This is a genomic window from Buttiauxella brennerae ATCC 51605, from assembly GCF_001654925.1.
Classification (GTDB): domain Bacteria; phylum Pseudomonadota; class Gammaproteobacteria; order Enterobacterales; family Enterobacteriaceae; genus Buttiauxella; species Buttiauxella brennerae.
Map to the genome: position 1 here is coordinate 235,395 of NZ_LXER01000032.1, position 21,152 is coordinate 256,546.

Annotated in this window: 22 protein-coding genes; 10 read left to right on the forward strand and 12 right to left on the reverse strand. The window is 52.2% G+C overall.

The features are described from left to right. Nucleotides 1–25 precede the first annotated feature (25 nt). From rpoH to ftsY, 4 genes are all read right to left on the reverse strand, one after another. Nucleotides 26–880, reverse strand: coding sequence for an RNA polymerase sigma factor RpoH (rpoH, locus tag M975_RS18295; protein WP_064561311.1), 855 nt, complete (start codon nucleotides 878–880; stop codon nucleotides 26–28). A 257-nt stretch (nucleotides 881–1,137) separates the two neighbouring features. After that, nucleotides 1,138–2,193, reverse strand: coding sequence for a permease-like cell division protein FtsX (gene ftsX / locus M975_RS18300; RefSeq protein WP_064561396.1), 1,056 nt, complete (start codon nucleotides 2,191–2,193; stop codon nucleotides 1,138–1,140). Then, nucleotides 2,186–2,854: a cell division ATP-binding protein FtsE gene (gene ftsE, locus M975_RS18305; RefSeq protein WP_064542330.1), complete on the reverse strand. Its 669-nt coding sequence runs from the start codon at nucleotides 2,852–2,854 to the stop codon at nucleotides 2,186–2,188. The genes ftsX and ftsE overlap by 8 nt, the downstream gene beginning before the upstream one ends. A 2-nt stretch (nucleotides 2,855–2,856) precedes the next feature. Continuing rightward, nucleotides 2,857–4,548 (reverse strand): signal recognition particle-docking protein FtsY, encoded by a 1,692-nt coding sequence (ftsY, locus tag M975_RS18310; protein ID WP_064561312.1) that lies wholly within the window; start codon nucleotides 4,546–4,548, stop codon nucleotides 2,857–2,859. A gap of 160 nt (nucleotides 4,549–4,708) precedes the next feature. Here ftsY and rsmD point away from each other — a divergent pair, with 160 nt between their 5' ends. Together rsmD and M975_RS18320 are read left to right on the forward strand one after the other, a co-directional pair. After that, nucleotides 4,709–5,302: a 16S rRNA (guanine(966)-N(2))-methyltransferase gene (gene rsmD, locus M975_RS18315; RefSeq protein WP_064561313.1), complete on the forward strand. Its 594-nt coding sequence runs from the start codon at nucleotides 4,709–4,711 to the stop codon at nucleotides 5,300–5,302. Beyond that, entirely contained in the window at nucleotides 5,296–5,565 is a 270-nt protein-coding gene (locus tag M975_RS18320) for a DUF1145 family protein (protein ID WP_064561314.1), read from the forward strand. Before rsmD ends, M975_RS18320 begins: the two co-directional genes overlap by 7 nt. A gap of 138 nt (nucleotides 5,566–5,703) precedes the next feature. On the opposite strand, the gene M975_RS18325 is transcribed toward M975_RS18320, so the two are convergent. Beyond that, nucleotides 5,704–6,060, reverse strand: coding sequence for a DUF2500 domain-containing protein (locus M975_RS18325; protein WP_064561315.1), 357 nt, complete (start codon nucleotides 6,058–6,060; stop codon nucleotides 5,704–5,706). A 136-nt stretch (nucleotides 6,061–6,196) separates the two neighbouring features. On the opposite strand from M975_RS18325, the gene M975_RS18330 reads away from it, so the two are divergent. The 4 genes from M975_RS18330 (at nucleotide 6,197) to M975_RS18345 (ending at nucleotide 9,999) form a co-directional block, all read left to right on the forward strand. Beyond that, on the forward strand, nucleotides 6,197–6,823 hold the full coding sequence (locus M975_RS18330; RefSeq protein WP_064514650.1) for a lysoplasmalogenase: 627 nt from the start codon (nucleotides 6,197–6,199) through the stop codon (nucleotides 6,821–6,823). A gap of 106 nt (nucleotides 6,824–6,929) precedes the next feature. After that, nucleotides 6,930–9,137, forward strand: a complete 2,208-nt coding sequence (zntA, locus tag M975_RS18335) for a Zn(II)/Cd(II)/Pb(II) translocating P-type ATPase ZntA (protein WP_064561316.1) — start codon at nucleotides 6,930–6,932, stop codon at nucleotides 9,135–9,137. A 143-nt stretch (nucleotides 9,138–9,280) separates the two neighbouring features. Continuing rightward, complete coding sequence (locus tag M975_RS18340) at nucleotides 9,281–9,592, forward strand: type II toxin-antitoxin system HigB family toxin (protein WP_064561317.1); 312 nt, start codon at nucleotides 9,281–9,283, stop codon at nucleotides 9,590–9,592. After that, complete coding sequence (locus M975_RS18345; protein ID WP_064561318.1) at nucleotides 9,589–9,999, forward strand: helix-turn-helix domain-containing protein; 411 nt, start codon at nucleotides 9,589–9,591, stop codon at nucleotides 9,997–9,999. Before M975_RS18340 ends, M975_RS18345 begins: the two co-directional genes overlap by 4 nt. A 37-nt stretch (nucleotides 10,000–10,036) precedes the next feature. Here the strand turns inward: M975_RS18345 and M975_RS18350 are convergent, their stop codons facing one another. The 4 genes from M975_RS18350 to tusA all read right to left on the reverse strand — a co-directional run bounded on the left by M975_RS18350 (nucleotide 10,037) and on the right by tusA (nucleotide 13,312). Further along, nucleotides 10,037–11,326: a TRAP transporter large permease gene (locus M975_RS18350; RefSeq protein ID WP_064514654.1), complete on the reverse strand. Its 1,290-nt coding sequence runs from the start codon at nucleotides 11,324–11,326 to the stop codon at nucleotides 10,037–10,039. Between the two features lie 14 nt (nucleotides 11,327–11,340). Then, complete coding sequence (locus tag M975_RS18355) at nucleotides 11,341–11,850, reverse strand: TRAP transporter small permease (RefSeq protein WP_064561319.1); 510 nt, start codon at nucleotides 11,848–11,850, stop codon at nucleotides 11,341–11,343. Between the two features lie 34 nt (nucleotides 11,851–11,884). Beyond that, nucleotides 11,885–12,868, reverse strand: a complete 984-nt coding sequence (locus tag M975_RS18360; protein ID WP_064561320.1) for a TRAP transporter substrate-binding protein — start codon at nucleotides 12,866–12,868, stop codon at nucleotides 11,885–11,887. 198 nt (nucleotides 12,869–13,066) lie between these two features. After that, a complete protein-coding gene (gene tusA, locus M975_RS18365) occupies nucleotides 13,067–13,312 on the reverse strand; it encodes a sulfurtransferase TusA (RefSeq protein ID WP_064561397.1) in 246 nt (81 codons plus the stop codon). A gap of 175 nt (nucleotides 13,313–13,487) precedes the next feature. On the opposite strand from tusA, the gene M975_RS18370 reads away from it, so the two are divergent. Both M975_RS18370 and M975_RS18375 read left to right on the forward strand, forming a co-directional pair. Next, nucleotides 13,488–14,153, forward strand: coding sequence for a 7-cyano-7-deazaguanine/7-aminomethyl-7-deazaguanine transporter (locus M975_RS18370; RefSeq protein WP_064561321.1), 666 nt, complete (start codon nucleotides 13,488–13,490; stop codon nucleotides 14,151–14,153). Nucleotides 14,154–14,225: 72 nt separating this feature from the next. After that, on the forward strand, nucleotides 14,226–14,783 hold the full coding sequence (locus M975_RS18375; RefSeq protein ID WP_064561322.1) for a DcrB family lipoprotein: 558 nt from the start codon (nucleotides 14,226–14,228) through the stop codon (nucleotides 14,781–14,783). A gap of 14 nt (nucleotides 14,784–14,797) precedes the next feature. On the opposite strand, the gene M975_RS18380 is transcribed toward M975_RS18375, so the two are convergent. Beyond that, on the reverse strand, nucleotides 14,798–16,021 hold the full coding sequence (locus M975_RS18380) for an MFS transporter (protein WP_064561323.1): 1,224 nt from the start codon (nucleotides 16,019–16,021) through the stop codon (nucleotides 14,798–14,800). Nucleotides 16,022–16,163: 142 nt separating this feature from the next. Between M975_RS18380 and M975_RS18385 the strand changes: the two genes are divergently transcribed. Beyond that, nucleotides 16,164–17,213 (forward strand): AI-2E family transporter, encoded by a 1,050-nt coding sequence (locus M975_RS18385; protein ID WP_064561324.1) that lies wholly within the window; start codon nucleotides 16,164–16,166, stop codon nucleotides 17,211–17,213. Between the two features lie 64 nt (nucleotides 17,214–17,277). Then, nucleotides 17,278–18,678 (forward strand): M24 family metallopeptidase, encoded by a 1,401-nt coding sequence (locus M975_RS18390; protein WP_064561325.1) that lies wholly within the window; start codon nucleotides 17,278–17,280, stop codon nucleotides 18,676–18,678. On the opposite strand, the gene M975_RS18395 is transcribed toward M975_RS18390, so the two are convergent. Beyond that, entirely contained in the window at nucleotides 18,675–19,922 is a 1,248-nt protein-coding gene (locus M975_RS18395; protein WP_064561326.1) for an MFS transporter, read from the reverse strand. The two genes, M975_RS18390 and M975_RS18395, sit on opposite strands and share 4 nt — an antisense overlap. Beyond that, nucleotides 19,919–21,112 carry a BaiN/RdsA family NAD(P)/FAD-dependent oxidoreductase gene (locus M975_RS18400; protein WP_064561327.1) on the reverse strand — a complete coding sequence of 398 codons (1,194 nt, stop codon included), beginning with the start codon at nucleotides 21,110–21,112 and terminating at the stop codon, nucleotides 19,919–19,921. Before M975_RS18400 ends, M975_RS18395 begins: the two co-directional genes overlap by 4 nt. Nucleotides 21,113–21,152: the final 40 nt, after the last annotated feature.

Consider the following 21,152-nt stretch of genomic DNA (forward strand, 5'->3'; position numbering starts at 1 on the left):
GGTTTTTTTTGTCTGGCTGAATAACTTACGCTTCGATGGCCATGCGCAGTTTTTTCATCGCGTTCTTTTCAAGCTGACGGACGCGCTCGGCGGAAACGCCATAACGGTCGGCCAGTTCTTGCAGCGTGCTTTTGTTGTCTTCGTCGAGCCAACGGGCACGGATAATATCCTGGCTACGTTCGTCCAGACCCAGCATAGCGTCGCTGAGTTTATCAGCCGCGTGCGATTCCCAGTTGTCGTCTTCAATGCCATCGGCAAAGTTAGAAGACTTATCCTGTAAGAACAGCACAGGAGCCATTGGCGCGCTGTCTGAATCGTCGTCGTTACCCATGTCGAACGTCATGTCCTGCGCCGCCATTCGAGATTCCATTTCACGGACATCTTTGCTGGAAACCCCCAGCTCGTTGGCGACCATTTCCACTTCGTCCTGGTTGAACCAACCCAGACGTTGTTTAGTTTTACGCAGGTTAAAGAACAACTTACGTTGTGCTTTAGTGGTTGCCACTTTCACAATACGCCAGTTACGCAGAACGTATTCGTGAATCTCAGCTTTGATCCAGTGCACGGCGAACGACACCAGACGGACACCCACTTCCGGGTTAAAGCGGCGCACCGCTTTCATCAGGCCGATGTTACCTTCCTGAATCAAGTCAGCCTGCGGCAAGCCATAGCCCGAGTAATTACGAGCGATATGAACAACAAAGCGCAGGTGAGACAGGATCAGCCTTTTCGCTGCTTCCAGATCGCCCTGGTAATGCAGCTTTTCAGCAAGCTCCTTCTCTTCCTCAGCCGTCAACATTGGCCAGGAATTAGCGGCCCGGATGTAAGACTCCAGGTTACCAACAGGGGCTAAAGCTAAATTATGCATTTCTTTGGTCATTCAAACCCTCTCTTAAAGACTAACGTACAGGTTGCTACACCATGCTGCACCTGACAACACGTCAAGCGCCAGACCGTACCATCCACAGTAAACTCAGACAGTGACGTTATCCACAAGTTCACTGTAAAGCTGTGCATATATTACACACAAAATGTGACAGAGCTATGAAACTGGGCAGGAGAAACACAAACCGAGGTGGGAGCGTGTCCCCTGCTGACGGGTACTTCGTAGCAGGGAACAAGTATACCAAAAAATTTTTACTGTGGGGTAAAACGACGTAAATGTTGTACCGTTGCGATCCATGCAGCCAACCAGCCACTCATGGATGAAACCAGCAGCAACAGCAGGCATTCGTCGAACCCTAAGCCGGTAAGATCAAATTTAGTACCAAAGACTTGCGCCACTTCGGTGACTGCAGACGACAACCGCCACACCAGTATTTCGGTCAGGATCAGCGACAAAAATGCCCCGCTGAAACCTAACAACGCACCGCCATACAAAAACGGACGCAGGATGAACCCGTCCGTTGCACCGATCAGTTTTTGCACGTTGATGGTGTCGCGGCGGGCAAAGATGCTCAGGCGCACACTGTTACCAATCACCAGGAATACCGCGGCGACCATCAGCACACCAATCATCGCCGCTACGCGGCCCACCAGGCCCGTCAGCGACGCCAGGCGTGCAAACCAGCTGTCATCCATACGCACTTCATCAACACCGTTAATACGGGCGACGCGGTCACGCAAAGTGTTCAGGTGGTCGGTGGTCTGGAAATCGAGTTTCGGGTTAACCACGGCAACAGCAGGCAGCGGGTTTTCTTCCAGCATATCCAGCGCGCCACCAAAGCCCGACCAGTTGCGGAACTCACCCAGCGCTTCGTCACGGGAAAGATAGTTAACTTTATCGACGCCCTCTTCAGCCTGAATCGCGCCAACCACTTGCTGCGCGGCGTTATCATCCAGCGCTTTATCGAGGTAAACCGTGATTTGCGGGGAAGGATAATACTGCGTGGCGGCCTGATTCACGTTCTTGTAAACCATGTAGCACACGCTAGGCAGCGTCAGGGAGATGGCGATAACCATCACCGTCAGAAAAGTCGCTAATGGCTTGCTGCGTAAATCCTGGATAGCACCCTGCCAGGCGTAGCGGAATTGCTCATTCACGCCACCTTTCAGAGATTTGCTTTTCGACTGCGGCCCTTTGCCACGTTTTTTCACCGAGCGACCTAAATCCCCTAACTTATTCAGCGAGTTGATTTTATCCAGCTTGTTGCTGAAGCGCTTTATTTGATTGAGCGCGCTGCGTTTATTCACCTGCCAGGCCTCCATGCAAATGGCCGTCACTTAACGTCAACATGCGATAATTACGGCGGGATATCAGCCCCATGTCGTGCGTCGCCATCAAAACGGTTACACCCACCCGGTTGAACTCTTCGAACAGACGCAAAATCCCTTCCGAGAGTGCATCATCGAGGTTACCGGTTGGTTCATCCGCCAATAACACGGCGGGTTTGTTCACAACAGCACGCGCAATACCGACGCGCTGTTGCTCACCACCAGAGAGTTGGATCGGGAAACTTTTCGCTTTATCGAGCAGACCAACTTTATCGAGTGCTGCCGAGACACGGCGGCGAATATCTTCACCGCTGGCACCCGCGATGATCAGCGGGATCGCCACATTGTCGTAAACGGTTCTGTCCATCAACAGATGGTGATCCTGGAAGATCATCCCAATCTGACGACGCAGGAACGGCACTTCGCGGCTCTTGAGGCGGCTAATATCATGGCCGCCAAAAGCAATCTTGCCGGCACTTGGCCGCTCAATACCGCAGATAAGCTTGAGCAGGGTACTTTTCCCCGCGCCAGAGTGGCCGGTCAGAAAAGCCATCTCGCCAGGTTGCATGTGGAAAGTGACTCCCTGCAACGCTTGTCTCCCACCGAGATAGGCCTTACTAACGTGTTCAAAGCGAATCATGGTTAATCCTCTCGGGCAAAAAGTGCCTCAATAAAATCGCCCGCATTAAACGGACGCAAGTCCTCAATACGCTCGCCGACGCCAATGTAGCGAATCGGAATACCAAACTGATCGGCAACGGAGAAAATCACGCCGCCTTTGGCTGTACCATCCAGTTTGGTGAGCGTAATGCCTGTCAATCCAACGGCTTCATGGAACAATTTAGCCTGGCTAATCGCATTCTGCCCGGTGCTGGCATCGAGGGTGAGCATAACCTCATGCGGTGCATCCCCGTCCAGTTTTTTCATCACGCGGACAATTTTCTTCAACTCTTCCATCAGGTGCGCTTTGTTCTGCAAACGCCCAGCGGTATCCGCCAGAAGGACGTCGACATTACGTGCTTTTGCGGCCTGAATGGCATCAAAAATCACTGAGGCGGAATCAGCCCCTGTGTGCTGAGCAATAACAGGAATATTGTTACGATCGCCCCACACCTGCAGTTGTTCCACCGCAGCGGCGCGGAAGGTATCACCCGCCGCCAGCATCACCGATTTGCCTTCCTGCTGGAACTGGCGAGCCAGTTTACCGATGGTGGTGGTTTTACCCACGCCATTGACGCCAACCATCAGGATAACGAACGGCGTTTTGCCTTCAACTTTCAGCGGCTCATCGACTTTCGCGAGTATTTCGCCCATCTCTTCTTTCAGCAGACCGTACAACGCTTCTGCGTCACGCAACTCTTTGCGGCTTGCGCCTTCTGTCAGATTGGTAATGATTTTACGCGTGGTTTCAACACCCACGTCGGCAATAAGCAGCTGCTCTTCGAGTTCTTCAAACAGATCATCGTCGATTTTCTTGCCGCGGAACAGACTGATAAATCCGGAACCGAGGTTCTGTTTGGTTTTAATCAGGCTGCGTTTAAGGCGAGCAAAGAAACCTTCTTTGGTTGGTCGCTCTTGTTCTTGTTGGATTTCTTCGGCCTGAGTTTCTTCAGGCTCAACGTCCACCGGAACGTCTTCAACGATAGCGGCGGCAACTGGAACTTCTTCAACGACGTCTTCTACCGGAGCTTCTTCAACAACAACTTCTTCAACCGCAATATCTTCAACAATGACGTTTTCAACTACGATAGCTTCAACCGGAGCGACTGCAACCTCTTCAGGTTCAACAAGTTCTTCAGTCTCGATAACCGGTTCGGCTTCAACGACCGCTTCGACAACAGTTTCAGATACGACAGGTTCTTGCTCAGGCTGCCACTCTTCTAATGATTCAACCTGCGCCACTTCTGACGCGACGATCTCTTCAGGAACCGGCAACTCTTCGTGTTCGACCACAGCTTGCGCGGTAACTTCTGGTTCTGGTTCTGGAATGATTTCCGGTTCAACCGCAGCCACTTCGCTTTCGACGAGTTTTTCAGTGACTTCTACGATCTCTTCAGCGAAGGCTTCAGGTTCTTCATGCTTTTCAAGCACAACTGGTTCAGCTTCAGGTAAAACTTCTGGCTGAATCTCGGTTTGTGCTTCTGGCTTAATCTCTTCTGGTTGTGCAGTTTCGTCAGCGGCTTGCGGTTGTTCAGATTCAACAATCTGCTCAACAATCTCTTCGGCAACCGGTTGTTCTTCGGCTACTTTTTGTTCTGGTTCTTGTTCAGAAGCCTGCTCTTTCTGGCCAAAGCCTAACCATGAAAAAAAGCCACGTTTTTTCTCTTTCGCCATTTGCGAACACACCCCTCGCTGTTAATTCATGGCACAGGCCCGATTGAGCATGCCACGGGCACTGAAAATAATTATCTAATGAATGCCTTAGTCTATCACTTTCCCCGCCTTACACACACCGTTACACTAGACGGCAAGAAATTGCATCGCAGTGAGTCTCATGAAAAAACCGCAATCTACTGGCACCGGCCAGATCCGTATTATTGGTGGCCAATGGCGCGGCCGCAAACTGCCCGTACCAGACAGCCCTGGCCTGCGTCCTACCACGGACAGAGTGCGTGAAACGCTGTTTAACTGGCTGGCACCCACCATGGTCGATGCCACTGTGCTGGACTGTTTTGCAGGAAGCGGTGCATTGGGGCTTGAAGCCTTGTCGCGTTACGCGAGCCGTGCCACATTGCTGGAGATGGATCGCAACGTTTCACAGCAGTTGCAAAAAAATCTCGCCACGCTGAAAGCGACCAACGGAAAAGTCGTGAACACCAACACGCTTAATTTCCTGGCGCAGCCCGGTGAACCACACAGCATCGTATTTGTTGACCCGCCATTCCGCAAAGGCTTGCTGGAAGAGACATTAGCCTTACTGGAAAGTAATGGCTGGCTGGCTAACGAAGCGCTGATTTACGTTGAAAGCGAAGTGGAAAACGGAACGCCAGCGGTGCCCGTAAGCTGGTCTTTGCACCGTGAAAAAGTCGCGGGACAGGTCGCGTATCGTTTGTATAGCCGTGAAATTCAAGGAGCAGAGTCATGCTGATTAACATAGGTCGATTGTTGATGCTCGGCGTCTGGGCATTTTTGTTACTAAATATTGTCCATCCGTTCCCGCGCCCGCTGAATATCTTCATTAACGTCGCGCTGATCTTCACTGTGCTGATGCACGGTATGCAGTTAGCGTTGCTGAAATCGACTCAGCCAAAAGGCAGCCCGCCGCTCAGTCGCGCTCAGCAAATTAAGATTTTTATCTTTGGGGTATTTGAACTGCTGGTCTGGCAGAAGAAGCTCCGCCAGGGTAAATAATCATAATGCGGTGCCACCAGGCGTAATTGTTGCAGCCAGTTTGGACACGGACAGCGCGGAGGAACCGGAGCGTACACGCAGTACGTGAGGATTCCGAGCACTGCCCTGGTCAAAAATGGCAAATAAAATAGCCTGTTATTAGTCGGGGATGAAGCCCACAAAGCGCGTCCCCTTGTACTGCAAAGTCCCTGCATCACCAACACTCATCGAGTGATACTGCTCTGCCGTCACGCGCATTTTTAGCTCCAGTCCGCCACTTTGTGGGCGAAACCAAACCTCATAACGCATTGTATCTTCGACAGGTGTGACCTGGCGCTGTCGTGTACGACGATCGGTGGTTGGCAATTCACGTTTTGTCGCCACCAGCACGCTTCTTTCCATCACCGGTGCCGCATCATTTTCAGCATTCTGACGGCGCTGCTGCACAAAGCGGAACGATGCCGCCACGACGATGACAGCAACAACAGCAATGAAGAAAAGTGGCATTTTACTCATAGATTTATCTCGATTTGTCAGGCACTTTTAAGAATACCCTGCACGTCGTGGCATTGTCACCCACCGACATTGACCACTAGACTGAGATAAGTAACGTCGTGCTTTCAATTTTAATTTTATGCCCTAAGGACATGCCATGCTTTGGTCATTCATCGCCGTATTCTTCTCCGGTTGGCTGTACGTTGATGCCTCCTACCGTGGGCCAACCTGGCAACGCTGGGTCTTCAAACCTGTTACCCTTTTGCTTTTATTACTGCTGGCCTGGCAAGCGCCGATGTTCAACGCAACTGGCTATTTGATCCTCGCGGGGCTTGCGGCAACGCTGCTCGGTGACGCTCTCACCCTGCTTCCAACCCAGCGCATGTTGTACGCTATCGGCGCATTTTTCCTGTCGCACCTACTGTATACCCTCTATTTCGCCAGCCAAATGACATTCAGTTTCTTCTGGCCTTTGCCGCTGGTTCTGCTGGTTATTGGTGCACTACTGACCGCCGTCATCTGGACGCGCCTCGAAACCTTCCGTTGGCCGATTCTGACGTTTATCGGCATGACGCTGGTGATGGTGTGGCTGGCCGGTGAGCTCTATTTCTTCCTGCCAACGCGTCCGAGTTTCTCAGGCTTTATCGGCGCAACACTGCTGCTTTTGGGCAATATAGTCTGGCTGGGTAGCCATTACCGCCGCCGCTTCACAGGCGATAGCGCCATCGCCGCAGCCTGCTATTTTGCCGGGCACTTTATGATTGTCCGCGCGCTGTATATTTGACCTTGCGGGCGGTTTTTACCGCCCCTCAAATTTCCCTCTTGACTCTGGAGTCAACTCCAGAGAGTAACATGCGTAATGAGAACATTATCATTACCCAGGAGGGCGCATGCTCAACTCCCCAAAAACACCACAATTTGCGAAGGCAAAGCTCAGCCCGTTGGCGATAAAAACGGACGCATGCCATGGTAATGATTGCTGTAGCAACGCCACTGTAGCTCCTGAAACAGAAATGCTGCCTGATACCGGCGAACGTTATAGCTGGCTCGTCGATGGCATGGACTGCGCCGCTTGCGCCCGCAAAGTTGAAAACGCCGTCAAACAGATTGCCGATGTGCAGCGCGTCCAGGTGCTGTTCAGCACAGAAAAACTGCTGGTCACCGCGCAGCGCGATGTTCGCGACGACGTTGAAAAAGCCGTGAAAGCCGCAGGTTACAACCTGAGAAACAGTGCTGCCCCCGCACCGAAAACATCCGCCTGGCATGAAAATTTACCGCTCATCTTACTGATAGTCATGATGGCGCTGAGCTGGGGGCTTGAGCAGTTTAACCATCCGTTCGGCAACATAGCATTCATCGCCACCACGTTGGTTGGCCTGTGGCCGATCGCGCGCCAGGCCGTGCGCCTGATGCGCACCGGTAACTGGTTTGCCATCGAAACGTTGATGAGTGTCGCTGCCATTGGCGCACTGTTTATCGGAGCGACCGCAGAAGCCGCGATGGTATTACTGCTGTTCTTAATTGGTGAACGTCTGGAATCTTACGCCGCCAGCCGCGCGCGCCGTGGGGTAAGCGCATTAATGGCGCTAAAACCAGAAGTCGCAACTCGTATTCGTAACGGTGAACGTGAAAGCATCGCGCTCTCTGATTTACGACCGGGCGATGTCATCGAAGTTGCTGCCGGTGGGCGTTTGCCTGCTGATGGCCGCTTGCTAACGCCTTTTGCCAGCTTCGATGAAAGCGCATTAACCGGCGAGTCGATTCCGGTCGAACGTCAGCAAGATGAGAAAGTCCCGGCAGGCAGCACCAGCGTCGACAGACTGGTGCAGCTCGAAGTCATTTCCGAACCAGGTGATAGCGCAATTGACCGCATCCTGCGTTTAATTGAAGAAGCCGATGAGCGCCGCGCGCCGATTGAGCGCTTTATTGACCGTTTCAGCCGAATTTACACGCCGATTATTATGGCAATTGCCCTGCTCGCAGCGGTTATTCCTCCGCTGCTGTTTGGGCAAAGCTGGGGCGAGTGGATCTACAAAGGGCTGGCACTGTTACTCATTGGTTGCCCGTGCGCGCTGGTGATTTCTACCCCTGCAGCAATTACCTCCGGACTTGCAGCGGCAGCTCGCCGTGGCGCGTTAATTAAAGGCGGTGCAGCTCTCGAACGCCTCGGCAAAATTCAGCATATCGCTTTCGATAAAACCGGCACGTTGACGGCCGGAAAACCACAAGTCACCACCATTGAAGTCAATGGTGAACTTAGCGAAAACGACCTGCTGGCACTGGCCGCTGCCGTGGAGCTTGGCTCATCACACCCGCTTGCCCAGGCGATTGTGCGTGAAGCGCAAAACCGCAATCTGGAATTGCCTGACACAACTGCACACCGGGCGCTGGCAGGTATTGGCGTGGAAGCCACAATTAATGGCGAAACGTTGTTATTAAGCGCGCCGGGTAAGCTCGCGAATACCGTGCTGGATGCGGCCTGGCAGCAGCGAATCACTCAGCTTGAAGCCGAAGGCCAGACGGTGGTTGCCCTGTTACAACAAGGCCAGTTACTTGGCGTTCTGGCATTACGCGATACCTTACGCAGCGATGCAAAAACGGCGGTTGCGGCACTGCACAACCTCGGTGTTCAGAGTGTGATGCTGACGGGTGATAACCCGCGTGCAGCAGCAGCCATCGCGCAGGAATTGGGGATGGATTATCGCGCAAGCCTGCTGCCTGCCGACAAAGTCAGTGCGGTGAATGAACTCAACGCCCGTGCGCCGCTGGCTATGGTTGGCGACGGCATCAACGACGCTCCGGCAATGAAGGCTGCAACTATCGGCATCGCCATGGGCAGCGGCACAGACGTGGCACTCGAAACCGCAGACGCAGCTCTCACGCACAACCGTCTGACTGAGCTTGCCAACATGATAGGGCTGGCGCGGGCAACACATAATAATATTCGTCAGAACATCACTATCGCATTGGGTTTGAAGGGGATTTTCCTGGTGACTACGCTGTTGGGTATCACCGGCCTGTGGCTTGCGGTGTTGGCTGATTCGGGTGCTACTGCATTGGTTACCGCGAATGCTCTGCGACTGCTGCGGAAAAAATAAATTGCGAGCATCCTCGACGGTATTGGCTTTGCAGCTATAGAAAACTGAGGAATCTGAGACACTGGTATTCGGCCCCAGGGAGTTGACGTATTGGCAACTCCCTGGCTATATTGGTTGCCAGATAGTCAACTTCAGGACGAAGTATGCATTTAATCTCTCTAAGAGCATTGAGTGAAGCCAGCGAAAGATTTCCCCAACACGCTCAAGAACTTCTCATACTGGCCCGAGTTATAGAAAAAGGACATTTCCCGACACCTGAATCACTCAAGAAAGTCTATCGAACACTTGATAATTTTAAGTATCTCGATAAGCACTATGTCATCAATATTGCTCGCAACGAGTTGCGGCTAATCGCGTTGATATTCTTTGAAAGCCAGAAATTCTATGTTCGCGACATCATGACGCATGCGGATTACATGAGATTTACCGAAACCCATCGGGGAAAGAAAAAATGATTGCAGATGCACTGAAAGCCGCTGAAGCGCTGAAAACTGCCGTGCCATTTCTTGCGGGTAACACTGGAGAGAAAGAGTATCTGGAAGCACTGGAATTGGTGGAATATCTGCTGGTCAATGAGCCAACCAACCCACTGCTGGATTTAGTCAGCCTGAAGATTTCTGAGTATGAAAACCAACTGCCAGAGGTTATCGCCTTTCGTGAGCAAATGAATGCCCTGCCATCCGGCATTGCCGTGCTCAGAACGTTGATGGATCAATACCAGTTGAATCAAAGTGATTTTCAGCAAGAAATTGGCAGCAAATCAATGGTGTCACGCGTACTAAGTGGAGAACGCCAGCTCACTATTGAGCACATCAGAAAGCTGTCCCTGCGATTTGGTATTTCTCCCGCGTTGTTTGTCTAACCCTCATCCCATCCGGGGCGAGGGTTAGACAGCCAACTTAACTCGTCATGCCCAACATATGCGGCAGCCACAATGAAACGGCCGGAATATAGGTCACCATAGCCAGCACCACCAGCAACATGGCGTAGAATGGCAGCATAGCGCGAACCACTACTTCAATTTTCTGCTTACTCACCGCACTGGCGACAAACAGCACCGAACCGACCGGCGGCGTAATCAAACCGATGCCGAGGTTCACCATCATGATCATCCCGAAATGCACCGGGTCGATGCCCAGCGAATTTGTCACTGGCAGCAGTACCGGCGTGAGGATCAGGATAATCGGCGCCATGTCCATCAAGGTGCCAATCAGCAGCAGCATGACGTTGAGGTACATCAGAATGACGTACTTGTTGTCAGACAGCGACGTGAAGAACTCTGTGATGCGTGACGGCAGTTGCATGTAAGTCATGACTGCGCCGAACGCTGCCGCAAAACCAATCAGAATCATGACGATAGAGACTGTTTTTACGGTGCGGAACATCAGCTTTGGCAGTTCGTTCCACTTATAGTCTCGGTAGATAAACATGGTCACGAAGAACGCCCAAACGCAGGCGACAGCCGCCGATTCGGTTGCGGTAAATACCCCGGTCAAAATCCCACCGAGGATGATTACCACCGTCATCAGGCCCCAAAGTGCATCGAAGAAAATCTTCACCGCTTGCTTGAAGGGAATGCGTTCACCTTTCGGGTAACCGCGCTTATGGGCAAACCCGAGGCACATCACCATCAAGCTGACCCCGAGCAGTAACCCTGGTAATACGCCCGCAATGAACAACGTTGCGATAGAAACAGTGCCGCCTGCAGCTAACGAGTAAATCACCGAGTTATGGCTTGGCGGGATCAAAATCGCCTGCACCGATCCACTCGCCGTAACCGCAGCAGCATATTCGCGTGGATAACCTTTTGCCTCCATTTCCGGGATCATCACGCTGCCAATGGACGCTGTATCCGCCACGGACGATCCGGAAATCGCGCCAAAGAAAGTGGACGCCACGATATTCACCAGCGATAAGCCGCCGCGAATAAAGCCAACGAAAATATACGCAAAGTTCACCAGGCGACGGGCAATTCCCCCTTCCGCCATAATCGCCCCGGCCAGAATAAAGAACGGGATCGCCAACAGGGTAAATTTATTCACCCCACTGGTGATTTGAATCATGATCGCTTCCAGCGGCAAATCTATCCATAACGCCCCCACAATGGCGCTTAGCCCAACGGCAAAGGCCACGGGCATTCCCACTGCAAGCAGCACCGCTAGTGTGGCTAATAATATAAATGCGTCCATGTTATCCCCTGGTCTTAACCGTGATTACCCAGCAACACGATTGGGCGGTTCTCTTGAGAGCCGTACAGCAGTCGCTCGACAACAAACAGAATCATTAAAATCGCGCCGACAGGCAGCGGGAGGTAGGTTTGACCGGAAGTGAGAACCGGGAATTCGGCAACAGGCTGTTCCCATAAATCGGCACACAGATAGAAGCTGTAATAGAACATCACCAGTGAGATGAGCAGCATCAGCAAATCGACGATACGTGCGCAAAAGGTCTGCGCCGCCAGCGGCAGGCGGTCTGTCAGCATATTCACCGCAATGTGTGAACCGGCGCGGTAACTGACCGCCGCGCCGATGAACGTGAAGGTCACCATGCAGATTATTGCTACCGGTTCTGGCCAGGATTCCCCACGGTTCAGAACGTAACGAGAGAAAATCCCAATCGGTATAATGATGGTCATCACCAAAAGAGACAGCCCGGCAATAACCATCGCCAGCAAATAAACTTTATCCATCAAGTCTGAGTAGCGTTGGGACATAAGATGCCCTCCACAAATGCGTTAGCGACAATAGTTACTTAACGTCAGCAATAGCTTTCATCAGGTCCTGGTGCTTATCGCCATACTCTTTACGAACCGGCTCAGTCGCTTTCACAAACCAGGCTTTGTCGATTTCATGGAACTGAACGCCACCGGCTTTCATTTTTTCCAGCGCTTGTTTGTTGTAAGCATTCCACAGTTCACGCTGTTCCATTTGTGCAGCACGCGCCAGGGTAAGGATTTTTTGCTGCTGGTCAGGCGTTAATTTGTCCCACTTCACTTTGGAATAAAGCAGCATTTCTGGCGTGATGAAGTGGCCGCTCAAGGTGTAATTTTTGGCAACTGGCATGTAGTTGTGGGCAATAAACGTCGGCGGGTTGTTTTCAGCACCGTCGATAACGCCGGTTTGCATCCCGCTATACACTTCGCTCACCCCCATGGCGACCGAGTTGGCGCCCATGTCTTTAAGTGTTGCGAGTGCTACCGGACTACCCTGAACGCGGATTTTCATGCCTTTGAGATCTTCAGGCTTCACCACCGGGTTTTTAGTGATCAGGTTACGTGTACCGGAGTCCATCCAGCCGAGGAAGACCAGGCGGGATTTCGGGTTGTTAGTCAGCTTGTCGCCAATTTGTTTACCCAGATCGCCGTCGATCACTTTGTGCATATGGTCTTCATCGCGGAACACATATGGCAAGGTAAAGACTTCAACATCTGGCAGGATTGCCGCAACCGGTGCCATCGAAACGCGAATGATATCGATAGCCCCCATTTGCGCCTGTTCAATCATCTGTTTTTCATCGCCAAGCACGCCGCTTGGGAACACTTTAATTTCTAAATCACCGTTGGTTTCTTGTTTGAGTTTTTCGCCCATGTGCTGAACCGCAACCACGTTCGGATAACCTTCCGGGTGAACGTCGGCAGCTTTAATCACTTGCGCGATAGCAGAATGTGCAAACAGAACTGACGCGGTAGACAGACATAAACCAGCAAAAGCAGGCAGAAAGGTCTTCTTCATTGTGTCGCTCCAGCAGAGGTAGAAATATGAGGTAGGAAGTAAAACAATGTTTTAATTTGTCGTTTAAAAATTAGACTATGTGGAGAAAAGCGTGGGTGAAGCACTTCACAAAAAGCGACAAAAAATGAAATTGGGGTTCATTAGAGATGCAAAGAGGGTTCAGAAGCCCAAAGCGGGGAGCAAAGGGCTGGCGCGGCGTTACTGGCCTTTACGCAACAGATATTGGTAAGGCAATGATTCCACTTGCTTAGCAAGCAGTTCGTGTTCCATGAAAATGCAAAATCCAGGGATGTCGCGCGTGGTCGCGGGATCATCAGCAATAACCAGCAGCGTTTCGCCAGCCTGCATATTGCGGACTGTTTTGCGCACCATCATTACGGGTTCCGGGCAACGCAGGCCCATGGCATCAAGAGTGTGGTCAGGACTGGAAAAAAGATCGGTCATCATCGGTCTCGAATTTAACAAACCGCGATAGTTTACGCCCGGTAGATTATCGTGCAAGTCACGTGAACGATTGCGCTAAAATTAACCATTGCAAAGCGGGACTAAAGCAGTATCATCGCCCCCGCTTCAAAAAAGACCAGGGTTCCCTCACCCCTTTCACTAAAAAGGCTACAAAATGACGCAGTTCAATTCTACTCAGCGCACTAAAGCGCTGTTTTGGCTATCGCTATTCCATTTGCTGGTGATCACTTCCAGTAACTATTTGGTGCAATTACCGGTCTCGGTTTTTGGTTTCCATACCACCTGGGGCGCGTTTAGCTTTCCGTTTATCTTCCTCGCAACCGACCTGACAGTACGCATTTTTGGTGCACCGCTGGCACGCCGCATTATTTTTGCTGTGATGCTGCCCGCACTGATAATTTCGTACGCCATTTCTGCACTGTTTTATATGGGCACCTGGCAAGGGTTCGAAGCATTGCTGCACTTCAATCTGTTCGTTGCCCGTATCGCTGTCGCCAGCTTTATGGCTTACGCGTTGGGGCAGATTCTGGATGTACACGTGTTTAACCGCCTGCGCCAAAGCCAGTACTGGTGGCTCGCGCCAACGGCATCCACGCTTTTCGGTAATATCAGCGACACGCTTTCCTTCTTCTTTATTGCTTTCTGGCGCAGCCCGGACGCTTTTATGGCGCAGCATTGGGTCGAAATCGCCACCGTAGATTACTGCTTTAAAGTGTTAATCAGCATTGTCTTCTTCCTGCCGATGTACGGCGTTTTGCTGAATATGTTGTTGAAACGTCTGGCAGATAAGTCTGAAAATTCGGCGTTACAGCCGGGTTGACGGTGGTTGAATTATCTTGTGATAAGATGATGAGATCGGCCGCAAAGGCTTGCTAACGTAAAGGAAGAAGTCATGGGTAACCTGGTAAAATATGTCGGTATTGGCCTGCTGGTATTAGGCCTGGCCGCTTGCGATAACAGTGATAGCAAAACGGCCAAAACGGATGCAGCGGCGGAAAGCAGCGCAGCTGGCCAGCCGGTTAGCTTGCTGGACGGCAAAATTAGCTTTGCACTGCCTGCCGATATGACCGACCAGAGCGGTAAATTGGGCACTCAGGCGAACAATATGCACGTTTATTCTGATGCATCTGGTCAGAAAGCGGTGATTGTTATTGTCGGCGATAACACCCCTGACGACCTGGCAGCTTTAGCGAAACGCCTTGAAGATCAACAGCGTGCTCGTGACCCGCAGTTGCAAGTTGTGACCAACAAATCTATCGAGATTAAAGGCCAAACGCTGCAACAGTTAGACAGCATTATCTCTGCCAAAGGCCAGACGGCTTACTCGTCTGTTATCCTGGGTAAATTTGATAACCAACTGTTAACTATGCAAATTACGCTGCCTGCTGATAATCAGCAACTGGCGCAAACTGCTGCTGAAAACATCATAAATACCATCACCATCAAGTAACTGTTTTTCGATAATTACTGCTGTGATGATGAAACGGCCTCCGGTTGCTCAACCGGGGGCCGTTTTTTTAACTGCCACGCCATCAGTAGCGCGATACAAACCAGCGCCGCCGCAGCCAGATAAATCACCGAAACTCCCGCATAAGCCATCACGAACCCTGCAAGCGGGCCGGTAATGCCCAGCGATAAATCCATAAACACGGTGTAAGTCGCAAGGGCGCTACCCTGATTTTGCTGCGGCACCATTTTCACCGCCACCACGCCCAGCGCCGGGAACACCAAGGAAAAGCCCGCGCCCGTCAGGAAAGTCCCCACTTTTGCCATCCAAGGTTCGCCCGCAAAGCCCACCAGCAGCAAGCCAATAATCTCGACTGAGAAGCAAATCATCGCCACATTCAAGCCGCCAAGCCGGTTAATACCATTCGGGAAAAGTAAGCGAGTGCCAACAAACGCGCAGCTAAAGAGTGTTAATGCGAAGGCTGCACCATCCCAGCCTTTGGCGTCATAAAACAGTGTGATGAACGTTGCGATCACCCCAAAACCGGCAGACGCAAGTGCGAGCGCCATTCCGTATAGCCAGACGCGCCCCAGCACCGCGCGAAACGGCAGCGGTTTGCCTTTACTGGCTTTCACCGCCGGGCGTGGCAATGCCAGCAGCACGGCGACCAACGCCACCGCCATAATGATTCCTGCGAGTAATTTCAGCCCGCCAAGGTGATAGAACAACACGCCCAGCGGTGCACCCATCGCCATCGCGCCGTACGTTACAATCCCGTTCCAGGAGATAACCCGCCCAATGTGCAACGAACCAACCATGCCAACACCCCACAGCGTTGAGCCGGTGCCCGCAAAACTCTGCCCAATCCCGAGGATAACGCGCCCCATACAGAGCAATACCAGACTCACCAACGGCCAGGCGCTACCAAACGCTGCCAGCATGTAGCTCGCCCCGCTGAGGAAGCAGCCGCATAAACCGAAGATAACGATTTTTTTCGGGCCAAGAATGTCGGCATAACGCCCGGCGTGTGGGCGGCTGAGCAACGTGGCGAAATATTGCAGGCTTATCACAAGCCCCGCCCAAAAGGCGCTGTAACCCATCACGTCGTGAACGTAACCTGGCAAAACTGCCAGTGGCAGGCCAATAGTCATGTAGCTGGCAAAGTTGAACATCACGACAGAAACAATCTGTAGATTGAGTTGGAAACTGCTTAATGCGGGGGCGGGTGTGAGGTCAGGCATGGGTATTCACTTTTAAAACAGCATTCCCCAGTATATACACGTAAGGTTTCACATTTCAGCAACAGACTTTCAGACTCGCCCTGCGGGTGCGAAACAAACGAAACGCTACACTTAGAAGATCCCTCGTATACAGGATTTTCCCATGCTTTCTCCAGAACCCGATAAAACCGGGCTACATATTCTAATAAAGCTTTCAGCGCTGGTGATTATTCTTGCCGGGATCCATGCTGCGGCAGACATTATCGTCCAGCTATTATTGGCACTCTTTTTTGCCATTGTGCTTAACCCGTTAGTGACGTGGTTTATCCGCCGGGGAGTGAACCGTCCGCTGGCTATCTCGATAGTCGTATTTGCGATGTTGGTTGTGCTGACGATACTGGTGGGTGTGCTGGCGGCATCCATGTCTGAATTCGTCGATATGCTGCCGAAATACAACAAGATGCTGACGCAAAAAGTGTTTGAGCTCGAAAAGATGCTGCCCTTTATGCATCTGCGATTATCACCCGAGCGCATGTTGCAGCGTATGGACTCTGAGAAAGTGATGTCTTACGCCACCACGCTGATGACCGGGCTTTCCGGCGCGATGGCCAGCATTCTGCTGCTGGTGATGACGGTGGTATTTATGCTGTTCGAGGTACGCCACGTTCCATACAAACTGCGCTTCGCCCTTTCCAACCCGAAAATTCATATCGCCAGCCTGCACCGTGCGCTCAAAGGCGTGACCCATTATCTGGCGCTAAAAACGCTGATCAGCCTGTGGACCGGGCTGATTATCTGGCTCGGCCTCGAATTGCTGGGCGTGCAATTTGCGCTGATGTGGGGCGTGCTGGGGTTCTTGCTGAATTACATCCCCAATATCGGTTCGGTTATTTCCGCCATTCCACCAATGATTCAGGCATTTTTGTTTAACGGCACCTATGAAATGATTTTGGTTGGTGTGCTGTTCCTGAGCGTTCATATGGTGCTCGGGAATATTCTCGAGCCACGCATGATGGGGCGCGGCCTTGGCATGTCGACCTTCGTGGTGTTTCTGTCGTTGCTGTTCTGGGGCTGGCTGCTGGGCCCGGTGGGGATGCTTCTGTCCGTACCGCTCACCAGCGTATGCAAAATTTTAATGGAAACGACTCAGGGCGGTGCAAAACTTGCGGTGTTGCTCGGCCAGGGGCGGCCCAAATCCCGCTTGCCGGGGTAGGTTCTTCGTTTGCCGGGTGGTACGTTAATGTTCACCCGGGAAAAGAAAAAGGAGAGACTCACCCATGCCGCAAACCACCATCACGCTGGCCGCCATTAAGCAGCCAGAGATTTACCTGAACGTTCCGAGTGTTGTGCTAAACGACCCGACAATTGAGGCGCGCCGCCGCAAAATTTTTCAGGGTATGGCGCAGCAGAAGCTCGATTCGTTAGTCGTTTATGCCGATAAAGAGCACGGCGGGAATTTTGAGTATCTGACCGATTTCATTCCGCGCTTTGAAGAAGGCTTGCTGGTGCTGCATAAAAACGGCGAGGCGGTGCTGGTTCTCGGTAATGAAAACCTCAAGCTGGCGCAGTTTTCCAGAACGCCCGCGAATGTGGTTCATGCTCCGTGGTTCTCACTGCCGAACCAGCCAATGGATACCTCACTTTCCCTGAGCGAAGTACTGCAACAAGCCGGGCTTAACGGGCAGCAACGAGTGGGGATCGCTGGCTGGAAACTTTTCACCGGCAACAACGATAACAACACGTCACTGTTTGATATCCCGACCTTTATTTTTCAGGCGCTGCAGGCCGCACTTACTTGCGAATGTGAGCTGCTCAACGCCACCAGTCTGTTTATTTCGCCGCGCAATGGTGCCCGGATTATCAATAACGCCAATGAAATCGCCCATTATGAATACGGTGCAAACCTGGCATCGAGTGCCGCACTGACCGCGCTTAATGCCGTTGAATTGGGTAAAACGGAAAAGTCGATTGCCGCGCTGCTGGCCGCCGAAGGGCAAGCCAATAATGTGGTGACCATTGCCGCGACGGGTGATCGTTTTGAGAATGCCAATTTGTATCCCTCCGATAAACAGATTCAGAGGGGTGACAAATTCTCGTTAACGGTCAGTTATAAAGGCGGTTTAACCAGCCGTGCGGCATACGTCGTCAGCCAGGCTGACGAGCTTCATGCTGAGGTCAGTGATTATCTTGATGTGGTCGCCATTCCGTATTATCGCGCGGTCGTCGCCTGGCTTGAGTATATGCACGTCGGTGTGAAGGGCCACGAAGTCTATGAACTGATTGAGCGTGTTTTGCCTAAAACCGAATACCACTGGCACCTCAACCCCGGCCATTTGGTTGCCGATGAAGAGTGGCTGTGCTCGCCGATTTACCCGGCATCAGATATCGCTTTATCCAGCGGAATGTTGCTGCAAATCGACATCATCCCATCACGTAAAGGTTACGCGGGAGCGAGCATCGAAGACACCATTGCCCTTGCCGATGAATCTTTGCGCCAGCAACTCGCCACGCTTTACCCGGCGCTATGGCAGCGTATATCGGCACGCCGCAAGTATCTCGATGAGGTACTCAATATTAAATTGCATGAAGATGTCTTGCCGCTGTCTAACACCGTGGGTTATTTGCGCCCCTACTTGCTGAATAAGGGCCAGGCGTTGGTGAAAAACCAGGCGGTTTAATTCAGGTGCGGCTTTACTTGCGCTGAATTATCGAGCGCCCAAATCGCGGGTGTAAAGCACACAGCAATGGTGGCAAGAACAACGGCTGCGGCTGAGTAAAGTAAAACCTGAGTGTTGCCGTAGTGCATCGCAAGTGGGCCTGCGGCAAGCTCACCAATTGGAATAGCCACGAATGACCCGAGTGCGTCATAGGCATACACGCGCGCGAGTTTGTCTGGCGGAATGTGCGTTTGCAGTGACTGCGCCCAGGCTACACCGAACAACCCAAAACCGACCCCGGCTACGAAGAATGCCGCCATTAGAAATGTCGTCGACGGGAGCAGCGCCAGGATAACAATCGGGCCGGCACAAAAGATCACCAGCATAGTGCCGATTAACAAATCGCGTCGTGGCCGCCAGCGAAGCGCAATAAAAGAGCCGGCAATCAAGCCAACACTTTGCGCAGCGATAGCCATCCCCCACCCGGCACGGCCGAATGTGGCGTCCGCAACGACCGGGCCGAGCACCATCATCACACCGCTGAATGCCGCATTAACAATGGTAAATTGCACCACGATTGCCCAGACCCATGTGCGCGAAATAAACTCCGCCCAGCCATCTTTTAAATCCTGCAAAATGTTTGAGTGCGAACCCTGAGGCTGTGCAAAGGTGGCGCGGATCATCAGGTAAAGCGGTGCCGAGGCGGCAAAGCCTAAAGCATCCACGACTAGCCCCCAACCCGGCCCCGTCACACTGGTAAGCAGGCCACCCAACGAGGCACCAATCACCGTGCCGCCGTAGATACCCAACTGGATGAGGGCGTTGGCTTCTCGCAAAGCATGTACCGGAACGGTTTGTGGAACCATGGCTTGCGAGGCCGGTAAAGAAGTACCCGCTGCCGCGCCATTTATGGCTCCCAGCACCGCCAGCAGAGTTATCGTTGCAGACCCATCCAGCACCAGGCAGGCGACAATTCCCTGAGATATGGCGGCGATGACGGATGAATAGAGCAGCACTTTGCTTCGGGAATAACGGTCGGCGAGCACGCCACCAAGCAATAAAAAAGCGACGTTAAAGATTGAACGTGCTGCAATGACAATGCCTAAATCAGCGGCTGTTCCGCCCATATCGAGCACGGCAAATGCCAGCGCAATCGGTGCGATCCCATTGCCCAGCACCGTGAGAAGACGAGCAAAAAACAAATTGCGAAACGGCGCATAATGGAATGCCCGGTTTGAAGATAACGCAGCCGTAACGGTGGTCATTGACCGACCAAATCCTGAGCGCACGCCCAGGCTGAACTCCAGGCCCACTGGAAATTATACCCGCCTAACCAACCACTTACGTCCATCACTTCACCGATGAAATAAAGGCCCGGCACGTTGCGTGCTTCCATGGTGCGTGAACTGAGTTCTTTAGTATCCACCCCACCCAGCGTGACTTCTGCGGTACGGTAACCTTCGGTGCCGTTAGGCTGCACTTGCCAGGCTTGCAGGGTTTCAACCAGCTCACTTTGTTGACGCACGTTAAGCTGCTTAAGCGTGACATCGGGAATTTGCCCAAGTTGTTGCAGGCACTCTACCAGGCGTTTTGGTAACACCATCGCCAGAGTGTTTTTCAGGCTTTGGTTCGGGTGGCTGGTGCGCTGTTCGTTCAGCAATGCGTCCAGATCGGTATCAGGAAGTAAGTTAACGCTCACAAACTCACCAGGCTGCCAGTAACTGGAAAGCTGCAATACCGCAGGGCCAGACAAGCCTCGGTGGGTGAACAGCAAACTTTCACGGAAACTCACGCCATTCTCAGCGGTGATAACCGACGGCACAGAAACGCCAGACAATACCTGTAATTGTTCGAGTAGCGGTTTATGCAGGGTAAATGGCACCAGGCCCGCACGCGTTGGCAGCAGATTCAAACCAAACTGCTCGGCAACTTTATAACCAAAAGGCGTTGCCCCAAGGCCCGGCATGGAAAGTCCACCCGTTGCGATGACCAATTTTGCCGCTTGCACGCTGTCGCCATTTAATTGGATGGTATAGCCGTTTTCATCACGTTCTATGCCCAGCACTTCGCTGCGCAGGCGGATAGTGACTTGCCCTTTGTCACATTCTGCAACCAGCATGTCGACGATTTGCTGTGCTGAGTCGTCGCAGAAAAGTTGGCCAAGGGTTTTCTCATGCCACGCGATACCGTGCTTACCGACCATGTCGATAAAATCCCACTGCGTATAACGCGCAAGAGCAGATTTGCAAAAATGAGGGTTTTGGCTGAGATAGGCGGCAGGTTCGATATAAAGGTTAGTAAAGTTGCAACGCCCGCCACCCGACATCAGGATTTTACGGCCTGGTTTTTTACCGTTATCAATAAGCAGCACTCGGCTACCTGCCTGTCCAGCCATCGCTGCACAGAACATTCCTGCGGCACCTGCACCAATAATAACGGCATCAAACTTTCCCACGACCTACTCCCGACTATGCTTAATGCAAGGAATTGTAAAG

What these genes read in the sequence shown, in the direction of transcription:
- M975_RS18390 (WP_064561325.1), top strand. Translation starts at nt 17,278, where the DNA reads ATGCCGCAAACCACCATCACGCTGGCCGCCATTAAGCAGCCAGAGATT.
- zntA (WP_064561316.1), top strand. Translation starts at nt 6,930, where the DNA reads ATGCTCAACTCCCCAAAAACACCACAATTTGCGAAGGCAAAGCTCAGC.
- M975_RS18320 (WP_064561314.1), top strand. Translation starts at nt 5,296, where the DNA reads ATGCTGATTAACATAGGTCGATTGTTGATGCTCGGCGTCTGGGCATTT.
- M975_RS18375 (WP_064561322.1), top strand. Translation starts at nt 14,226, where the DNA reads ATGGGTAACCTGGTAAAATATGTCGGTATTGGCCTGCTGGTATTAGGC.
- M975_RS18355 (WP_064561319.1), bottom strand. Translation starts at nt 11,850, where the DNA reads ATGTCCCAACGCTACTCAGACTTGATGGATAAAGTTTATTTGCTGGCG.
- ftsY (WP_064561312.1), bottom strand. Translation starts at nt 4,548, where the DNA reads ATGGCGAAAGAGAAAAAACGTGGCTTTTTTTCATGGTTAGGCTTTGGC.
- ftsE (WP_064542330.1), bottom strand. Translation starts at nt 2,854, where the DNA reads ATGATTCGCTTTGAACACGTTAGTAAGGCCTATCTCGGTGGGAGACAA.
- M975_RS18385 (WP_064561324.1), top strand. Translation starts at nt 16,164, where the DNA reads ATGCTTTCTCCAGAACCCGATAAAACCGGGCTACATATTCTAATAAAG.
- M975_RS18330 (WP_064514650.1), top strand. Translation starts at nt 6,197, where the DNA reads ATGCTTTGGTCATTCATCGCCGTATTCTTCTCCGGTTGGCTGTACGTT.
- M975_RS18370 (WP_064561321.1), top strand. Translation starts at nt 13,488, where the DNA reads ATGACGCAGTTCAATTCTACTCAGCGCACTAAAGCGCTGTTTTGGCTA.
- M975_RS18380 (WP_064561323.1), bottom strand. Translation starts at nt 16,021, where the DNA reads ATGCCTGACCTCACACCCGCCCCCGCATTAAGCAGTTTCCAACTCAAT.
- M975_RS18325 (WP_064561315.1), bottom strand. Translation starts at nt 6,060, where the DNA reads ATGAGTAAAATGCCACTTTTCTTCATTGCTGTTGTTGCTGTCATCGTC.
- M975_RS18340 (WP_064561317.1), top strand. Translation starts at nt 9,281, where the DNA reads ATGCATTTAATCTCTCTAAGAGCATTGAGTGAAGCCAGCGAAAGATTT.
- rpoH (WP_064561311.1), bottom strand. Translation starts at nt 880, where the DNA reads ATGACCAAAGAAATGCATAATTTAGCTTTAGCCCCTGTTGGTAACCTG.
- rsmD (WP_064561313.1), top strand. Translation starts at nt 4,709, where the DNA reads ATGAAAAAACCGCAATCTACTGGCACCGGCCAGATCCGTATTATTGGT.
- M975_RS18350 (WP_064514654.1), bottom strand. Translation starts at nt 11,326, where the DNA reads ATGGACGCATTTATATTATTAGCCACACTAGCGGTGCTGCTTGCAGTG.
- M975_RS18360 (WP_064561320.1), bottom strand. Translation starts at nt 12,868, where the DNA reads ATGAAGAAGACCTTTCTGCCTGCTTTTGCTGGTTTATGTCTGTCTACC.
- tusA (WP_064561397.1), bottom strand. Translation starts at nt 13,312, where the DNA reads ATGACCGATCTTTTTTCCAGTCCTGACCACACTCTTGATGCCATGGGC.
- M975_RS18345 (WP_064561318.1), top strand. Translation starts at nt 9,589, where the DNA reads ATGATTGCAGATGCACTGAAAGCCGCTGAAGCGCTGAAAACTGCCGTG.
- M975_RS18395 (WP_064561326.1), bottom strand. Translation starts at nt 19,922, where the DNA reads ATGACCACCGTTACGGCTGCGTTATCTTCAAACCGGGCATTCCATTAT.